At 60.3% G+C, this 15,445-nt stretch carries 17 protein-coding genes; 12 read left to right on the forward strand and 5 right to left on the reverse strand.

Translation table 11 applies throughout. From position 1 onward, the window contains the following. Positions 1–15 precede the first annotated feature (15 nt). The 7 genes from urtE to ureC all read left to right on the forward strand — a co-directional run bounded on the left by urtE (position 16) and on the right by ureC (position 5,229). Complete coding sequence (urtE, locus tag TK42_RS06785; RefSeq protein WP_078820165.1) at positions 16–714, forward strand: urea ABC transporter ATP-binding subunit UrtE; 699 nt, start codon at positions 16–18, stop codon at positions 712–714. A gap of 31 nt (positions 715–745) precedes the next feature. Next, positions 746–1,585 (forward strand): urease accessory protein UreD, encoded by an 840-nt coding sequence (locus TK42_RS06790; RefSeq protein WP_032878148.1) that lies wholly within the window; start codon positions 746–748, stop codon positions 1,583–1,585. A 159-nt stretch (positions 1,586–1,744) separates the two neighbouring features. Next, positions 1,745–2,047, forward strand: coding sequence for an urease subunit gamma (ureA, locus tag TK42_RS06795; RefSeq protein WP_032878149.1), 303 nt, complete (start codon positions 1,745–1,747; stop codon positions 2,045–2,047). Between the two features lie 9 nt (positions 2,048–2,056). Next, entirely contained in the window at positions 2,057–2,569 is a 513-nt protein-coding gene (locus tag TK42_RS06800; protein ID WP_103733890.1) for a GNAT family N-acetyltransferase, read from the forward strand. A 5-nt stretch (positions 2,570–2,574) separates the two neighbouring features. After that, positions 2,575–3,108, forward strand: coding sequence for an N-acetyltransferase (locus TK42_RS06805; protein ID WP_103733891.1), 534 nt, complete (start codon positions 2,575–2,577; stop codon positions 3,106–3,108). After that, the gene (locus tag TK42_RS06810; RefSeq protein ID WP_032878152.1) at positions 3,105–3,410 is read left to right on the forward strand and encodes an urease subunit beta; all 306 of its coding nucleotides are present in this window, start codon (positions 3,105–3,107) and stop codon (positions 3,408–3,410) included. The genes TK42_RS06805 and TK42_RS06810 overlap by 4 nt, the downstream gene beginning before the upstream one ends. Positions 3,411–3,528: 118 nt before the next feature. Then, entirely contained in the window at positions 3,529–5,229 is a 1,701-nt protein-coding gene (ureC, locus tag TK42_RS06815; RefSeq protein ID WP_078820161.1) for an urease subunit alpha, read from the forward strand. Between the two features lie 45 nt (positions 5,230–5,274). On the opposite strand, the gene TK42_RS06820 is transcribed toward ureC, so the two are convergent. After that, positions 5,275–6,213, reverse strand: a complete 939-nt coding sequence (locus TK42_RS06820; protein ID WP_032878155.1) for a DnaJ C-terminal domain-containing protein — start codon at positions 6,211–6,213, stop codon at positions 5,275–5,277. 238 nt (positions 6,214–6,451) lie between these two features. Here TK42_RS06820 and TK42_RS06825 point away from each other — a divergent pair, with 238 nt between their 5' ends. Then, entirely contained in the window at positions 6,452–7,720 is a 1,269-nt protein-coding gene (locus TK42_RS06825) for an Hsp70 family protein (protein ID WP_078820160.1), read from the forward strand. Between the two features lie 83 nt (positions 7,721–7,803). On the opposite strand, the gene TK42_RS06830 is transcribed toward TK42_RS06825, so the two are convergent. From TK42_RS06830 to TK42_RS06840, 3 genes are all read right to left on the reverse strand, one after another. Beyond that, positions 7,804–8,817 carry an AI-2E family transporter gene (locus TK42_RS06830; protein ID WP_103733892.1) on the reverse strand — a complete coding sequence of 338 codons (1,014 nt, stop codon included), beginning with the start codon at positions 8,815–8,817 and terminating at the stop codon, positions 7,804–7,806. A 209-nt stretch (positions 8,818–9,026) separates the two neighbouring features. After that, on the reverse strand, positions 9,027–9,326 hold the full coding sequence (locus TK42_RS06835; protein ID WP_005784310.1) for a PsiF family protein: 300 nt from the start codon (positions 9,324–9,326) through the stop codon (positions 9,027–9,029). 71 nt (positions 9,327–9,397) lie between these two features. Continuing rightward, a complete protein-coding gene (locus TK42_RS06840; RefSeq protein WP_103733893.1) occupies positions 9,398–10,186 on the reverse strand; it encodes a helix-turn-helix transcriptional regulator in 789 nt (262 codons plus the stop codon). A gap of 97 nt (positions 10,187–10,283) precedes the next feature. On the opposite strand from TK42_RS06840, the gene TK42_RS06845 reads away from it, so the two are divergent. The 3 genes from TK42_RS06845 to TK42_RS06855 all read left to right on the forward strand — a co-directional run bounded on the left by TK42_RS06845 (position 10,284) and on the right by TK42_RS06855 (position 12,694). Beyond that, positions 10,284–11,174, forward strand: coding sequence for a DMT family transporter (locus TK42_RS06845; protein WP_103733894.1), 891 nt, complete (start codon positions 10,284–10,286; stop codon positions 11,172–11,174). A gap of 97 nt (positions 11,175–11,271) precedes the next feature. After that, positions 11,272–11,802 (forward strand): bacterioferritin, encoded by a 531-nt coding sequence (locus TK42_RS06850; protein ID WP_005784304.1) that lies wholly within the window; start codon positions 11,272–11,274, stop codon positions 11,800–11,802. Positions 11,803–11,983: 181 nt separating this feature from the next. Continuing rightward, positions 11,984–12,694 carry a hypothetical protein gene (locus tag TK42_RS06855; RefSeq protein WP_050549358.1) on the forward strand — a complete coding sequence of 237 codons (711 nt, stop codon included), beginning with the start codon at positions 11,984–11,986 and terminating at the stop codon, positions 12,692–12,694. Here TK42_RS06855 and TK42_RS06860 read toward each other — a convergent pair. Then, the gene (locus TK42_RS06860) at positions 12,691–14,760 is read right to left on the reverse strand and encodes an AsmA family protein (protein ID WP_103733895.1); all 2,070 of its coding nucleotides are present in this window, start codon (positions 14,758–14,760) and stop codon (positions 12,691–12,693) included. The two genes, TK42_RS06855 and TK42_RS06860, sit on opposite strands and share 4 nt — an antisense overlap. Positions 14,761–15,117: 357 nt before the next feature. Between TK42_RS06860 and TK42_RS06865 the strand changes: the two genes are divergently transcribed. Continuing rightward, positions 15,118–15,438: a hypothetical protein gene (locus tag TK42_RS06865; RefSeq protein WP_005784302.1), complete on the forward strand. Its 321-nt coding sequence runs from the start codon at positions 15,118–15,120 to the stop codon at positions 15,436–15,438. The last annotated feature ends 7 nt before the right edge of the window (positions 15,439–15,445 follow it).

Here is a 15,445-nt window from a genome sequence, read left to right on the forward strand (position 1 = left end):
GAAGAGGTATTGAGAATGCTGCAAGTCGACAAACTGCACCAGTACTACGGCGGTAGCCACATCCTGCGCGGGCTGTCCTTCGACGTGAAAATCGGCGAAGTCACCTGCCTGCTCGGCCGCAACGGCGTGGGCAAGACCACCCTGCTCAAGTGCCTGATGGGCTTGCTGCCGGCCAAGGAGGGCGCGGTGAATTGGGAAGGCAAGGCCATCACCGGCTTCAAGCCGCACCAGCGTGTCCATGCCGGGATCGCTTATGTGCCTCAGGGCCGGGAGATTTTTGGCCGGCTGACGGTGGAAGAAAATCTGCTGATGGGGCTGTCGCGCTTCCCCGGTTCCGAAGCCAGGGAAGTGCCCGCGTTCATCTACGAGCTGTTTCCGGTGTTGCTGCAGATGAAGCATCGACGCGGCGGCGATTTGTCCGGGGGCCAGCAGCAACAGTTGGCGATTGGCCGCGCCCTGGCCAGCCGCCCGCGCCTGCTGATCCTCGATGAGCCCACCGAAGGTATCCAGCCGTCGGTGATCAAGGAGATCGGTGCGGTGATCAAGAAGCTTGCCGAGCGTGGCGACATGGCGATCCTGCTGGTGGAGCAGTTCTACGACTTCGCTGCCGAACTGGCCGACCACTACCTGGTGATGTCACGCGGTGAAATCGTGCAGCAGGGCCGCGGTGAAAATATGGAGAGCGAAGGTGTACGCGGCCTCGTAACCATCTAATCTGTGGCGTCACGACATTAAGCCAAAAACCATGAACCTGCCCGTTTCCCCTGCCCTGTTCACCCCCAGCTGGCACGCCGCGCTGGAACTCGGCTACGCGCGTTTCGGCGACACCACGCGCCCGGTATTGCGCCGCCACCTGGGCCCGCTGCGCGTGCAAAAGCACCTGTACGCCGAAGGCCCCCAGGTGTGCCAGCACATCATCGTGCACCCGCCCGGCGGAATTGCCGGCGGCGATCGCCTGGACATCAGCGCCCACGTCAGCGCCGGTGCATGGGCGCAGTTGACCAGCCCCGGCGCCGCCAAGTGGTACCGCGCCAGCGGCCCGGCATTTCAGCAACTTGAGTTGACCGTCGAGGCCGGCGCGACGCTGGAATGGCTGCCCCAGGAAACCATCGTGTTCAGCGCCGCCCAGGCCGAACTCACTACGCGCATCGAGCTCTCGGGCGATGCGCGGTTGTTCTACTGGGACGTGGTCGCCCTGGGGCGCCCGGCCAGCGGCGAGCGGTTCGACCTCGGCCACTTTCAATCACACCTGGATATTCGCCGCGACGGCCAGTTGCTCTGGCATGAGCGCCAGCGCATTGTGGGCGCCGATGGGTTGCTGGATTCGCCCATCGGGCTGGATGGGCAGCCGGTGTTTGCCACGTTGCTGGTGACGGGTGAGGTCGATCCTGAATTGCTTGAGCGTTGCCGCTCGCTGCCCCACGCGGTGCGCGGAGATTTGACCCAACTGCCTGGGTTGCTGGTGGCGCGTTGTCTGGCCGAGGAAGCGCTGTTGGCGCGGGGGTGGTTGATTGATTTATGGCGGCTGTTGCGCCCGGCAGTGCTGGGGCGAGAAGCCGTCGCACCACGAATCTGGAGCACATGAAGATCAACAAGTGAAACTGAGTTTATGTGGGAGCTGGCTTGCCTGCGATGGCGGTGTGCCTGATACACCGCTATCGCAGGCAAGCCAGCTCCCACACCGGCCTGTTTCCACAGGGGATCTGCGGTGTTTTTATGAATGCTGTTTGAAGGACCTTGAACCATGGATTTGACCCCACGGGAAAAAGACAAACTGCTGATCTTCACCGCCGGCCTGGTGGCCGAGCGCCGCTTGGCGCGCGGCGTGAAGCTCAACTACCCGGAAACCATCGCCTATATCTCGGCCGCGCTGATGGAAGGCGCTCGCGATGGCCGCACCGTGGCCGAGTTGATGCACTTCGGCACCACCTTGCTCAGCCGCGAGCAAGTGATGGAAGGCATCCCGGAAATGATCCCGGATATCCAGGTGGAAGCCACCTTCCCCGATGGCACCAAGCTGGTGACTGTCCACCAGCCAATCGCGTGAGGCCCGGCCATGATTCGTGATGCTACCGAGCAAGACCTGCCGGCGATCCGCGACATCTACAACGACGCGGTGCTCAACACCACGGCGATCTGGAACGAACAACCGGTGGACCTGGCCAACCGCCAAGCCTGGTTCAGCGCACGCCAGGCGCAGCAGTACCCGATCCTGGTCGCGGTGGAAAACGACGAAGTCACCGGCTACGCCTCATTCGGCGACTGGCGACCTTTCGAAGGCTTCCGCTACAGCGTCGAACACTCGGTGTACGTGCGCAATGACCAGCGCGGCAAAGGCCTCGGTTCACTCCTGATGCAGGCCCTGATCGAGCGCGCGCGCAGCTGCGGCAAGCACGTCATGGTCGCCGCCATCGAAAGCGGCAACCTGGCCTCGGTCCACCTGCATGAACGCCTGGGTTTCATCACCACCGGGCATATGCCGCAAGTGGGCATCAAGTTCGGCCGCTGGCTGGACCTGACCTTTATGCAACTGACCTTGAACCCGGGCGCCGAACCGCCCAAGGAGTGAGATCGATGAACGCTACACAACTGCGTCGAGTCAATGCTGAAAGTTTTGCCCATTACCGCCTGGGCTTGATCGAGTTGTTGCTGGACGCGGTGCAGCATGGCGCGTCGGTGGGCTTTATGGCCGACTTCGATGAGGCCCAGGCCCGCGAGTATCTGGCCGGCGTGCAAGCCGGTATCGAAGACGCCAGCCTGCTGTTGTGGGTGGTGGTACGTGAAGAACGGGTAGTCGCCAGTGTACAACTGGCGCTGTGCCAAAAGGCCAATGGCCTCAACCGCGCCGAAGTGCAAAAGTTGCTGGTGCACAGCAGCGCCCGCCGCCATGGCCTGGGCCAGCAATTGATGCACAGCCTGGAGCTCGCCGCACGCCAGCACAAGCGCGGCCTGCTGTATCTGGACACCGAGGCCGGCTCCGGCGCCGAAGCCTTCTATCAGTCGCTGCGCTACATCAAGATCGGTGAGCTGCCCGATTACTGCCAAAGCCCGGACGGGCGCTACAGCCCGACCGCCATCTACTACAAGACCCTGGGGCAACCGGCATGATTCCTGGTGAATATCAGATCCAGCCTGGCGAGATCGAACTGAATGTCGGCCGCCGCACCGTCACCTTGAGCGTGGCCAATAGCGGCGACCGGCCGATCCAAGTGGGCTCGCATTACCATTTTTTCGAGACCAATGACGCGCTGGAATTTGACCGTTCAGCGAGCCGCGGTATGCGCCTGAATATTCCGGCAGGCACGGCGGTTCGGTTTGAGCCGGGGCAGCGTCGGGAGGTGGAGTTAGTCGATTTGAGCGGCGGGCGCCGGGTGTTCGGGTTTGCCGGTCGAATTATGGGCGACCTCTAGGGCCTCATCGCAGGCAAGCCGGCTCCCACCTTTTGACAGTGCTCACAAATCAAAATGTGGGAGCGGGCTTGCCCGCGATAGCGATCTCACATTCAACACAATTAATCAGGGCAACCACATGAAAATCAGCCGCCAAGCCTACGCCGACATGTATGGCCCAACCGTCGGCGACAAAGTCCGCCTGGCCGACACCGAGCTGTTTGTCGAAGTCGAACAGGACTTCACCGTCTATGGCGAAGAAGTCAAATTCGGCGGCGGCAAGGTGATCCGTGACGGCCAGGGCCAGAGCCAGTTGCTCGCCCATGAGGTAGTGGACACCCTGATCACCAATGCGCTGATCATTGACCACTGGGGCATCGTCAAGGCTGACGTTGGCTTGAAGAACGGTCGCATCCATGCCATCGGCAAGGCCGGCAACCCGGATATCCAGCCCGGCGTGACCATGGCCATTGGCGCCAGCACCGAAGTGATCGCCGGTGAAGGCATGATCCTCACCGCCGGCGGCATCGACTCCCATGTGCACTTCATCTGCCCGCAGCAGATCGAAGAAGCACTGACCAGCGGCGTCACCACCATGATCGGTGGCGGCACCGGGCCGGCCACCGGTACCAACGCCACCACCTGCACGTCGGGTCCGTGGCACCTTGCACGGATGCTGCAGGCCAGTGATTCGTTCCCGATGAACATCGGGTTCACCGGCAAGGGCAACGCCAGTTTGCCCGAGCCGTTGATCGAGCAGGTCAAGGCCGGTGCCATTGGTTTGAAGCTGCATGAAGACTGGGGCACCACGCCCGCCAGCATTGATAACTGCCTGAGCGTCGCCGACCAGTACGATGTGCAGGTGGCGATCCACAGTGACACGCTCAACGAGTCGGGCTTCGTCGAAACCACCCTCGCCGCGCTCAAGGGCCGCACCATTCACACTTACCACACTGAAGGTGCCGGTGGCGGCCACGCACCTGACATCATCAAGGCGTGCGGTTACCCGAACGTGCTGCCCAGTTCTACCAACCCGACGCGGCCATTCACCCGCAACACCATCGACGAGCACTTGGACATGCTGATGGTGTGTCATCACCTGGACCCGAGCATCGCCGAAGACGTGGCCTTCGCCGAGAGCCGCATCCGCCGCGAGACCATCGCCGCCGAAGACATCCTGCATGACCTCGGCGCGTTCTCGATGATCAGTTCAGACAGCCAGGCCATGGGCCGTGTCGGCGAGGTGATCACGCGCACCTGGCAGACCGCCGACAAGATGAAAAAACAGCGCGGCCCACTGCCAGGTGACGGCCCCGGCAACGACAACTTCCGCGCCAAGCGCTACATCGCCAAGTACACCATCAACCCGGCGATCACCCACGGCGTGAGCCATATCGTCGGTTCCGTCGAAGTCGGCAAATGGGCGGACCTGGTGTTGTGGCGCCCGGCGTTTTTCGGTATCAAGCCGACCCTGATCCTCAAGGGCGGCGCGATTGCGTCGAGCCTGATGGGCGATGCCAACGCCTCGATTCCCACACCGCAACCGGTGCATTACCGCCCGATGTTCGCCAGCTTCGGCAGCTCACTGCACGCCACCAGTCTGACGTTTATCAGCCAGGCGGCACAGGACGCCGGCCTGCCCGAGGCCCTGGGATTGAAGAAGCAGATTGCAGTGGTCAAGGGCTGCCGCGATGTGCAGAAAAGCGACCTGATCCACAACGATTACCTGCCGGATATCGAGGTTGATCCGCAGACCTATCAGGTCAAGGCCGATGGCGTACTGCTGTGGTGTGAACCGGCTGAAGTCCTGCCGATGGCGCAGCGATATTTCCTGTTCTAGCTCAAACTCATGTGGCGAGGGAGCTTGCTCTCTCGCCACAGGACCTTAGAACTGCTCGCGTGGGTTAAAAGCGGCTTTTTGCGCCAGCTCCTGCCACAACGCTTTCACATCCTCATTGCCCGCAGGGGGCATGACCGCCTTCAACTGGATGAACAGGTAGCCACGTTGCCCGGCCTTGTTCAGCAAGCCATGGCCCTTGGCGCGCATACGCTGGCCATTCTGGCTGCCGGCAGGCACCTTGAGGTTGATCTTGCCGGTCAGGGTCGGCACTGCCACTTCCGCACCCAAGGCCAACTCCCACGGGGCCAGCGGCAGGTTGATGACCAGGTTCTCGCCATCGACCTCGAACTTGGGGTGCGGCGCAAACTTGATGATCAGGTACAGGTCGCCATTGGCGCCACCGCCAATGCCTGGCGCGCCCTGGGCCTTGAGACGGATGCGCTCGCCGTCGGCTACACCGGCGGGGATCTTCACATTCAGGCTCTTGACGCTATTGCTGACATGCCGGCCAGAGGCGTCGTATTGCGGCACCTGAAAGCTGATCTGCTTGGACTCGGCCGACAGGGTTTCCTCAAGGGAGACCGACAGCTGCATCTCCACATCCTGGCCCTTGCGCCCGGTAGGACGACGTTGGCCACCACCAAAAGCATCGCCGCGCGAGCCAAAGATCGAGCTGAAAAAGTCCGAGAAATCGCCCGCGTCCTGGCCTCCGCCAAAGCCGCCACGGCTCTGCCAGCCCGGCGGGCCCTGGAACGGCTGGCCATGCTGGCCGTATTTGCGCAATTCGTCGTACTCGGCTCGCTTGTCGGCGCTTTTAAGCGCTTCATAGGCTTCGGACGCGTCCTTGAATTTCTCTTCGGCGTCTTTTTCCTTGCTCACATCGGGGTGATATTTGCGCGCGAGCTTGCGATAGGCAGCCTTGATTTCCTTGTCATCGGCCGTCGGCTCGACACCCAGAATCTTGTAGTAATCTTTGAAATCCATCGACGGTTCACCATCCTTTATCGAGATCGCACTGCCCGGGGCGCAACGTGCGCTGGTTTGCACCTGGTGAGGGTTGCGGCCTGGGGGTACGTCAAAGTGTTATCGGCATCAGCCGTATGCAACAGATGTGGGGGCAAATCCCGTACTTTCAAGCACGATTTAACGGATGGTTGGCCTACGCAAGCGCTTGCGACTGGCATACACTGCGCGGCCGTTTTTAAACCGGAACCCGATAGACATGAAAAACCCATCCCCAGCCCGTGCCTGCGGCATTGACTTCGGCACGTCTAACTCCACCGTCGGCTGGATCCGCCCCGGCATGGAAACGCTGATCGCGCTGGAGGACGACAAAATCACCCTGCCGTCGGTGGTCTTCTTCAACTTTGAGGAGCGCCGCCCGGTGTACGGTCGCTTGGCGCTGCACGAATACCTGGAGAACTACGAAGGCCGCTTGATGCGCTCGCTCAAGAGCCTGCTGGGTTCCAAGCTGATCAAGCACGACACCAGCGTGCTTGGCACTGCAATGCCTTTTACCGACCTGCTGGCGCTGTTTATCGGCCAACTCAAGAGCCGCGCCGAAGCCAACGCGGGGCGTGAGTTCGAAGAAGTGGTATTGGGCCGCCCGGTATTCTTCGTCGATGACGACCCGATGGCCGACCAGGAAGCCGAGAACACCCTGGTGGACGTGGCGCGCAAGATCGGCTTCAAGGACATCTCGTTCCAGTACGAACCGATTGCGGCGGCGTTCGACTACGAGTCCACCATTGAAAAAGAGGAGCTGGTGCTGATCGTCGACATCGGCGGTGGTACCTCCGACTTCTCCCTGGTGCGCCTGTCGCCGGACCGCCGTCACAACGACAACCGCCAGAGCGACATCCTCGCCACCGGTGGCGTGCACATCGGCGGTACCGACTTCGACAAGCAGCTGTCCCTGGCCGGCATGATGCCGCTGTTCGGCTACGGCAGCCGCATGAAGAGCGGCGCCTACATGCCTACCAGCCATCACATGAACCTGGCGACCTGGCACACCATCAACTCGGTGTACTCGCAAAAGTCCCAGCTGGCCCTGGGCAGCATGCGCTACGACATCGAAGACACCGGCGGCATCGACCGCCTGTTCAAGCTGATCGAACAGCGCGCCGGGCACTGGCTGGCGATGGAAGTGGAAGAAACCAAGATCCAGCTGACCCAGGCAGACAGCCGCCATGTGCCATTGGACCGTATCGAAGCCGGCCTGAGCGTGGACCTGAGCCGGGCGCTGTTCGAGTCCTCCATCGACAACCTGCTCGAACGCGTGCGCGGCAGTGTCACGCAACTGCTCAATGACGCCTCGGTGAGCGTGGCCCAGGTGGACACGGTGTTCTTCACCGGTGGTTCCAGCGGCATCCCCGCGTTGCGCCACAGTATCTCGGCGATGCTGCCGAATGCGCGGCATGTGGAAGGCAATATCTTTGGCAGTATCGGCAGCGGGTTGGCGATTGAAGCCAGCAAGCGTTATGGGTCTTAAGCGGTAAGTTTTCAGCTGCAAGCGGCAAGTAAAAGCCAATCTGCTTCCACTTGCCGCTTGCAGCTTGTAACTCGCATCTGCGCCTAAACCATCCCACCCAACTTCAGCTCACTCTTCAGATACGCATAATAAATCGGCCCTGCCACCACCCCCGGCAAACCGAACGCGGCTTCAAACACCAGCATCGCCAGCAGTAACTCCCACGACTTGGCACTGATCTGCCCGCCGACGATGCGCGCGTTGAGGAAGTACTCGACCTTGTGGATCACGATCAAATACCCCAGCGCCGCTACCGCCACCCAGATCGACAGCGACAGCGCGACGATGGTGATCAGGGTGTTGGACATCAGGTTGCCGATCACCGGCAGCAAGCCGAGCAGGAAGGTCAGCACGATCAGGGTTTTGGTCAGCGGCAGGTGGATGCCGCACAGCGGCAGCACCACGGCGAGAAACACGGCGGTGAAAGCCGTGTTGAGCGCGGCGATTTTGATCTGGGCGAAGACGATGTTGCGAAACGCCTGGACCAGCAGGCGCAAACGGTCGAACAGCGCGGCGGCCAGGGGTTTGCGTTTGGTCAGGTCGGGCACCCGTTGCAGGGCGATGATGGCGCCGAGCACCATGCCGATCAGCAAGGTGACGAACATATGGGCGGCGTCTTTGCCGACCAGTTGCAGTTCGCTCAAGTGCTTGCTCATCCAGTCGCCGATGGCCACGCGAAACTCGGCGGCGCTGGCGGGCAGGTAGGCGTCGATGAACGGCGGTAACTGGCCGCGTGCGCGGTCGACCACGCCCATGAATTTATCCAGGGAAGCCCCGGGGTTTTCAGCTTCGTGGAGCAGGAAGCTGATGGCGCCGGCGAAGATCAAGGTGAGTACGCTGACGATCAGGGTGCCGAGCAAGGCCACCGCCAGCCAACGGGCGCGCCGGCCTTCGATCAGTCGTTGCAGTTGGGGGGTGAGCATGTTGACCAGTTCATAGACCAACAGGCCGGCCAGCAGGCTGGGCAGCAACTTCAGCGGCAGCACCAGCAGCAACCCGCCGAAAATGATGATGTAGCTGGCCAGCAACAACACATGACGCTGAGAAAACGTTGGCATACAGCCTCAAAACGAACGGCGTTAAAGGATGGGCAGTCTGCCAGCGTTGCAGGCATCAAGCGAGGGGGGACGACTGTGAATGCGATCAAGTGTGGGAGGGGGCTTGCTCCCGATTACGGAGGATCAGCCAATGAATCGATTGACTGACACGGCGCTATCGGGAGCAAGCCCCCTCCCACATTTGATCTGCAGCGCCTGCGAAATCGTGATTAACCTTTGAGGCAGGTGCTCATGAATGTTTTACGCGCATCGCCGGTCAACGCTTTGGTTTTAGCCGACGCATTGCAGTCCTTCATCTTCTGCTGCTGCGGCGTCAGGGTCTTGGCATCGTTGGCGGCAGGCGCCGACAGGCAGGTCTTCATGAAGGCCTTGCGGTCATCGCCCTTGAGGGTCTTGGTGGTGGCTTCGGCATTACAGGTGGTCATTTTGTTCTGCTGGGCAGTGGCGGCAAAACCTTGTGAACACAGCAGCAGGCCCATCATCAACAACGGAATACGCAGCATCTTCATGGAGTTTTCTCCCTGTTACCGTGCCGACGGGCACGGCCTACAGCGCAGTGTAGTCAAAAGCTGTTACAACTTCACCGGCCACGAATATTCGTCCGTCGGTAGTGCTCCGGGGTGCAACCAGCATGGCGTTGGAACATGGCGATAAATGCCGAGGCGGTGCTGTAGCCCAAATCAAACGCCACGTGCTGCACGCTGCGATCACTGTCCAGGGCTTCGATGGCCGCCAGGTAGCGCAGGCGCTGGCGCCATTCACCAAAACTCATACCCAGCTCGCGCACAAACTGACGCGCCAGGGTGCGTTCGCTCACATGTACCTGCTCAGCCCATTGCCCGAGCGGGCGATTGTCGGCGGGCTGCGCCTGCATACCTTCCAGCACCCCCAGCAGCCCGGGGTGGCGGGCGTAGGGCAGGAAGCCATCATGGATCGGCGCCTGCTTGAGTTGGTCCACCAGCACCTGGGCCAGGCGGATATCCGCGTCCGATTGCGGGATATTCACGTCGCGCTGGGCGAAATCGCTGAGGATGGCCTTGAGAATATCGCTGATCGTCAGCGTGCACGGCGCTTGCGGCAGCTGCTCGCAGAGCGTCGGCGCCAAGCCCACCGAACGATAGACAATCGCCTGGGCGTTGTAGGAGCTGTGTTCGGTATTGGGCGGAATCCACACCGCGTACTGCGGCGGCGACATAAAACGGCTTCCAGCCACCTCCATGCGCATCACGCCGTTGGCTGAATAGTCCAACGCCCCCCAGCTGTGCCGGTGCGGGGTGCACTCGGTATCGGGTGCGAAATCGGAATAGCGAAAGTACACAGGGCTCGGCAGGCTGGGGAAATCCGCCAGGCGTACGGTATGTCGGGGCATGTTGTCTGGATTCAGAGGTCGGTTGTCTGGATCGCAGTATAGGCTTCGATCCAGACAGAGGATAATCGCGCCTCGTCAACACAGTGGGTTTCTTTCAATGCAATACGCGTATCCGCTGCTGGCCATTTTTATCTGGGCTGGCAACACCGTGGTCAACAAATTGGCCGTGGGCTCGATTTTCCCGGCTGAAATCGGCTTTTACCGCTGGCTGTTCGCAGCACTGCTGTTCACCCCGTTCATGCTCAAGCCGGTCGTTGCCAACTGGGCGCTTATCCGCCCCAACCTGGGCAAGATCTTCATCCTCGGCGTGCTGGGCATGGCGGTGTATCAAAGCCTGGCCTATTACGCCGCCACGCTGACCAGCGCCACTAACATGGGCATCATTCTCTCGCTGATGCCGCTGATGGCGTTGACCGCCGCGATTATCAGCCTGGGGCAACGCCTGACCTTCGGCGCGCTGACCGGCGCGGTGCTGTCGTTCGCCGGTGTCGTGGTGGTGGTATCGTCCGGCAGCCTGGGCGCGCTGTTGCAACACGGGGTCAACCTGGGTGACGGCATGATGCTGGTGGCGACGCTGGCTTATGCGGTCTACAGCACCCTGCTGAAAAAATGGCAACTGCGCCTGCCACCGTTGGTGCTGCTGTATTTGCAGGTGCTGGTGGCGGTGGTGGTGCTGCTGCCGCTGTACCTGTTCTCGGCCAAGGCCGGTTTGGGCTGGACGAATATTCCGCTGGTGCTGTACGCCTGCCTGCTGGCTTCAATGCTGGCGCCGCTGGCGTGGATGCACTCGGTGAAGACCCTGGGGCCAAGCCGTACCACGCTGTTTTTCAACCTGCTGCCGTTGATTACCGCACTGATCGCAGCAGTGGTGTTGAAGGAAGAGTTGGCGCTGTATCACCTGGTGGGTGGCTTGCTGACCCTGGGTGGAGTGATCCTGTCGGAGCGCTGGACCACACCGGTCAGACGTGCTCATGACACATCCTGTTAAATCCGATAAAACTTTTCGCCTGGCCCGGGACTCACAACCTATAGCGATCACGCCGGCAGAGCGTGGCGTACAACCGGATTAGCCCCAGGAGATTGAAATGACTGAAGCACACTTGACTGACATTGCGACCCTGCGCAGCCGCGCCCGCCAGAATGTCGAAAACGGTGCCGTGACCGAAGGCTACGACGCCGACCGTCAGGAAATCATCCGCCTGCTCAACGAGTCGCTGGCCACTGAGCTGGTTTGCGTGTTGCGCTACAAGCGTCACTACTTCATGGCCAACGGCCTGAAAGCCAGCGTGGCTGCCGATGAGTTCCTTGAACACGCCACCCAGGAAGCCGAGCACGCCGACAAACTGGCCGAGCGTATCGTGCAACTGGGCGGCGAGCCGGAGTTCAACCCCGACCTGCTGTCGAAGAACTCCCACGCTCAATATGTGGCAGGCAACTCGCTCAAAGAGATGGTCTACGAAGACCTGGTAGCCGAGCGCATCGCGGTGGACAGCTACCGTGAAATCATCCAGTACATCGGCGATAAAGACCCGACTACCCGTCGCATCTTCGAAGACATCCTGGCCCAGGAAGAAGAGCACGCCGATGATATGGCGGATATTCTGCAGGACCTCTGACAGGTCGCAGTTCAAACCCCAGGTGCAAGCCGAGCGCTTCCACCTGGGGTTTTATTCTGTCTATATGCCCACCACCGACCTGTCAGGTTTGACAGTAGATTTTCCAGCGCACCAGCGCTAATTAATACTTCCAACGTTCGCTGACAACACTGTCAGCCGAATGAAAAGGGAGTAACCGCCCATGAAAAACACTTACCTCTTTGCAACGGCGATGGCCACGCTGCTGATCAGTCATGGCGCCTTGGGCCTGGATGCGAACGAGGAGATAACCCCCAGCAGCAAGGGTTACCAATATTTAGTCTACGCGGTGACCTGGCAGCCCAGTTTCTGCAAGCTCAAGCCGAAAACGTCGGGCTGCGATAAACCGCCGCAAAAGTTTCTGACCCATGGCATCTGGCCCTATAACAACAGCATCGGGCAAAAAACCAATCGTCATCCGGCCAATTGCAATACCGCGCCCAGCTGTAAATCATCCACAGAGTGCGATATCAGCGAGGACAAACTCAACCAAATTTCCGACACCCGCGCAATTGCCGGGCTAGTAACCGCCTCCCCGCAAGAAATGTTCAGATACGAGTGGAAGAAACACGGGACCTGCTCCAATCAAACTGAGACGGACTATTTCAATGACATTGTCAGACTGCGAAAAGCAGTGATGTACCTCGAGCCAATGTTTAATACCTGGATAGGTCGTAGCGTGAAGTTCGATCAACTCAAAAATGCATTCCCGACCCATGCATCTTTCCGCTGTTTTACCCTGGACGGTAAGCAGTACTTGCATGAAGTGTTCTACTCGATCTATCCGGACGGCACCCCCTATAAAGGCGATCCGTCCCTCCAGATCGGTATTCCCTGCGCGCCCGGGGAAACGCTTATCCCCAGTGGCAGTTAACCTTTCACCGTCTTGGGTGCCTTGCCTTCCTTCATCTGCTGCAGCAACGGTGCGCACTCATTGGGCTCTCCGCCACTTGGAGCGACCAACGCGAGCAAGCCGGCGGCCGGCCCGGCGATGACGCCCAGGGCAACCATACCTGCGCCACGTAGCGCCAGCGGAATGGCTTTCACGCCAGCATTGGGCTTGATAAACGGCCCATTGACGTACAGCGGCGAGCGCAGCGAAAACAAGCGAAAGCCCTTGGACTCCGGCGTGATGGTCAGGTCCAACTGCTCCGTGGCCATGTTCGCGGTGCCGTCGATGTAGATGATGGCGTTCTCGGTATCGAACACAAACAACCGCGTGGTCGCCAGGCCCGTCTTGATGCCGAAGTCCGCCGCTGCGCAGTTGATCTTCACTTCCTCGTCGCCGAACAGGCGCCCCACGACGTAGTTGCCCACGTTGAGCCCGGCGATTTCCATCAGGCTGCGGCTGATGGCGCCATCGTTGATCAGCATCTTCAGGTCGCCGTTGGAGGTTCCCAGCAGTGCCGCCACCGAGTTGCCGCGCCCGGAAATATCGGCATCGCCGTTGAGTTCGCCGAAGCTGGTTTTCATCGGCTCAAAGGTCGGGAACAGTTGCTTGAGCTTGAAGTTGCGTGCCGTCAGCTTGGCGCTGCCTTCCATCGGCGTAATGCGGCCATTCAAGCGAATCTGCGCATCGAGCTTGCCGCCGGCCACGCCGAAGCGCAGGGGTTCGAGACTAAGTTGGCCGTCGTTGAGCACCAGGTGCGTATACAGATCGGTGAAGGGCAAGTCGGCACTGTGCACGATGCGCTTGCCGGTGAATTCCACGTCGGCATCCATCTCGCGCCAGCGTTCGGTGCGGAACTCTTCAACCGGCAGCACTTTGGTCGCCGGTTGTTTGCTTTCACCGCCACGAGCTTTTTGCTCGGCGTTGGAATCCGCGCCAATCAGAGGCGCCAGGTCATCCATCAGCAGTTGGTTGGACACCAGCGCGCCGCTGAGCTTGGGCCGTGGCTGGCTGGCGACATAGGCCAGGTCGCCATGGATGTCGCTGTTGCCGATCTTGCCGTTGAAGTTCTCGTAGCGGAATGAGGCGCCGCTGGTTTCATGCAGCTTGGCGATCAAATGGCCGTCGGTTGAATAGGCCGGCGAATCCGGCAAGGTCACACCAGTCAACGGGTAAAGGTTACCCAGGCTGCTGCCCGAGAGTTTCAGGCGCAGGTCCAGGGCACCGAGGTTAAGCGGGTCGGTCAAGGTGCCGGCCAGGGCGATGCTGGTGTCGGCGACTTTCACCTGGGCTTGCAGCGGGAACGGCTTGGCCGCGTCCTGCAAGGCCAGCAGACCGCCGATCTTGCCGGTGCCGGCGAGCTTCTGGCCGTGATATTGGCCTTTGACCTTGAGGCCGAACGCGTAGTCCTGAGGCGCCGAGCCTTTTTCCAGCGCCTTCTTGGCATCGGCGTCCCCGACAATTTCACCAAACGGGATGGGTTTGCCCAAGGGGTCGATGATCACATCCAACTGAGTCTTGAGGGTTTGATCGTCGAGGGTCACATGGCCCTTGTCAAAGCCGATGGCGCCGATATCCACCACCCAGTTGGAGGGCTCGGCGTCGGGGTCCTTGGGATCGAACTTGAACGTCCAGTTGGCGCGGCCGTCGGCCAGGCGCTGCAACTGGGCACTGGGTTCGGTGAGGTCAATGCGCGGGATCACCACGCGCTGCACCAGCAAAGCCAGGGGTGAAATACGCAGCTCGACCTTCTTGAGCGTGACCATCTGCGGTTGTTTCGACCAATCCGGGTTGCCCAGGGTCAGGTCTTCGGCGATCACATGGGGCCACGGCACCCAGGCACGCCAGCCGCCCTCATCGGGCTCGCGCTGCCACACCACCGCGAGGTTGCCGTTGATGGCGAACGGGCGATGCAGTTCCTCGGAGACCTTGGCATTGAGGGGCGGCTTGATGCGGTTCCAGTCGAAGAACACCAACACCAGTACCACGATGGCCATTAACAGAACGAAGCTGGCGCAGCTCCAAGCGAGAATTTTACGAGTGCGCGTCATTGCACAGGACTCCTGAATACGACTGGCTGGGCAACAGCCTTTTAAACAGCTTATAGGACTACGACTGGCAAAGTGCCTGGGGGTTTAACGCAACGGCGGATTTAGCCGAAAAAAGCAATTTTCCTGATCAACCAGACAATTTCCCCCATCGAAGACGCACCATTGTTACCCAGGTTCGTGTCGAAAATACCCACATCGGTGCAAAGCCGCGGGCTTGAGAGGCTCGATCTAGAGCCTCCGGCGAGAACAATCAATTCTGTTGATTATTACCATTGTGTTTATGAACTTTTATATCGACTTATCAAGAGTAGCATTAGCCCTGTACCCACTTTATCGCCCTCCCAAGGAGCAACCATCATGAAACGCCAATTACTCGCTACCGTCCTGTTATCTGTCCTGGCTTCCAGCGCTTTCGCCCTGCCAGCCGCCGAACAGGCCACCCCACAGAACAAAGCTCAAGCCATGCAGACTAGCCAAACCGTGGCGCGCAGCGGTTCGCAAGAAGACGAAAACCGTGACTACGCCAAAGGTGCTGTAGCTGAAAATGGCTACAATCGCTTGCAAGAGAAAGGTCTGGTAGAAGGCGGTGCTGAACAAGCCAACAAACGCGCCTACACCGAAGGCGTTGCTGAAGGTGGTGCCGACCGTCTGCAAGAACTGCATCAAGCACAGAGCTAAGCCCGTG

It is taken from the genome of Pseudomonas sp. GZJR-8, assembly GCF_002916705.1.
In the GTDB taxonomy this organism is placed as follows: Bacteria; Pseudomonadota; Gammaproteobacteria; order Pseudomonadales; family Pseudomonadaceae; genus Aquipseudomonas; species Aquipseudomonas synxantha_A.

Bases quoted from the DNA above. Each gene is read 5' to 3' on its own strand.
- urtE (WP_078820165.1), top strand. From the start codon at position 16: ATGCTGCAAGTCGACAAACTGCACCAGTACTACGGCGGTAGCCACATC.
- TK42_RS06790 (WP_032878148.1), top strand. From the start codon at position 746: ATGAACCTGCCCGTTTCCCCTGCCCTGTTCACCCCCAGCTGGCACGCC.
- ureA (WP_032878149.1), top strand. From the start codon at position 1,745: ATGGATTTGACCCCACGGGAAAAAGACAAACTGCTGATCTTCACCGCC.
- TK42_RS06800 (WP_103733890.1), top strand. From the start codon at position 2,057: ATGATTCGTGATGCTACCGAGCAAGACCTGCCGGCGATCCGCGACATC.
- TK42_RS06805 (WP_103733891.1), top strand. From the start codon at position 2,575: ATGAACGCTACACAACTGCGTCGAGTCAATGCTGAAAGTTTTGCCCAT.
- TK42_RS06810 (WP_032878152.1), top strand. From the start codon at position 3,105: ATGATTCCTGGTGAATATCAGATCCAGCCTGGCGAGATCGAACTGAAT.
- ureC (WP_078820161.1), top strand. From the start codon at position 3,529: ATGAAAATCAGCCGCCAAGCCTACGCCGACATGTATGGCCCAACCGTC.
- TK42_RS06820 (WP_032878155.1), bottom strand. From the start codon at position 6,213: ATGGATTTCAAAGATTACTACAAGATTCTGGGTGTCGAGCCGACGGCC.
- TK42_RS06825 (WP_078820160.1), top strand. From the start codon at position 6,452: ATGAAAAACCCATCCCCAGCCCGTGCCTGCGGCATTGACTTCGGCACG.
- TK42_RS06830 (WP_103733892.1), bottom strand. From the start codon at position 8,817: ATGCCAACGTTTTCTCAGCGTCATGTGTTGTTGCTGGCCAGCTACATC.
- TK42_RS06835 (WP_005784310.1), bottom strand. From the start codon at position 9,326: ATGAAGATGCTGCGTATTCCGTTGTTGATGATGGGCCTGCTGCTGTGT.
- TK42_RS06840 (WP_103733893.1), bottom strand. From the start codon at position 10,186: ATGCCCCGACATACCGTACGCCTGGCGGATTTCCCCAGCCTGCCGAGC.
- TK42_RS06845 (WP_103733894.1), top strand. From the start codon at position 10,284: ATGCAATACGCGTATCCGCTGCTGGCCATTTTTATCTGGGCTGGCAAC.
- TK42_RS06850 (WP_005784304.1), top strand. From the start codon at position 11,272: ATGACTGAAGCACACTTGACTGACATTGCGACCCTGCGCAGCCGCGCC.
- TK42_RS06855 (WP_050549358.1), top strand. From the start codon at position 11,984: ATGAAAAACACTTACCTCTTTGCAACGGCGATGGCCACGCTGCTGATC.
- TK42_RS06860 (WP_103733895.1), bottom strand. From the start codon at position 14,760: ATGACGCGCACTCGTAAAATTCTCGCTTGGAGCTGCGCCAGCTTCGTT.
- TK42_RS06865 (WP_005784302.1), top strand. From the start codon at position 15,118: ATGAAACGCCAATTACTCGCTACCGTCCTGTTATCTGTCCTGGCTTCC.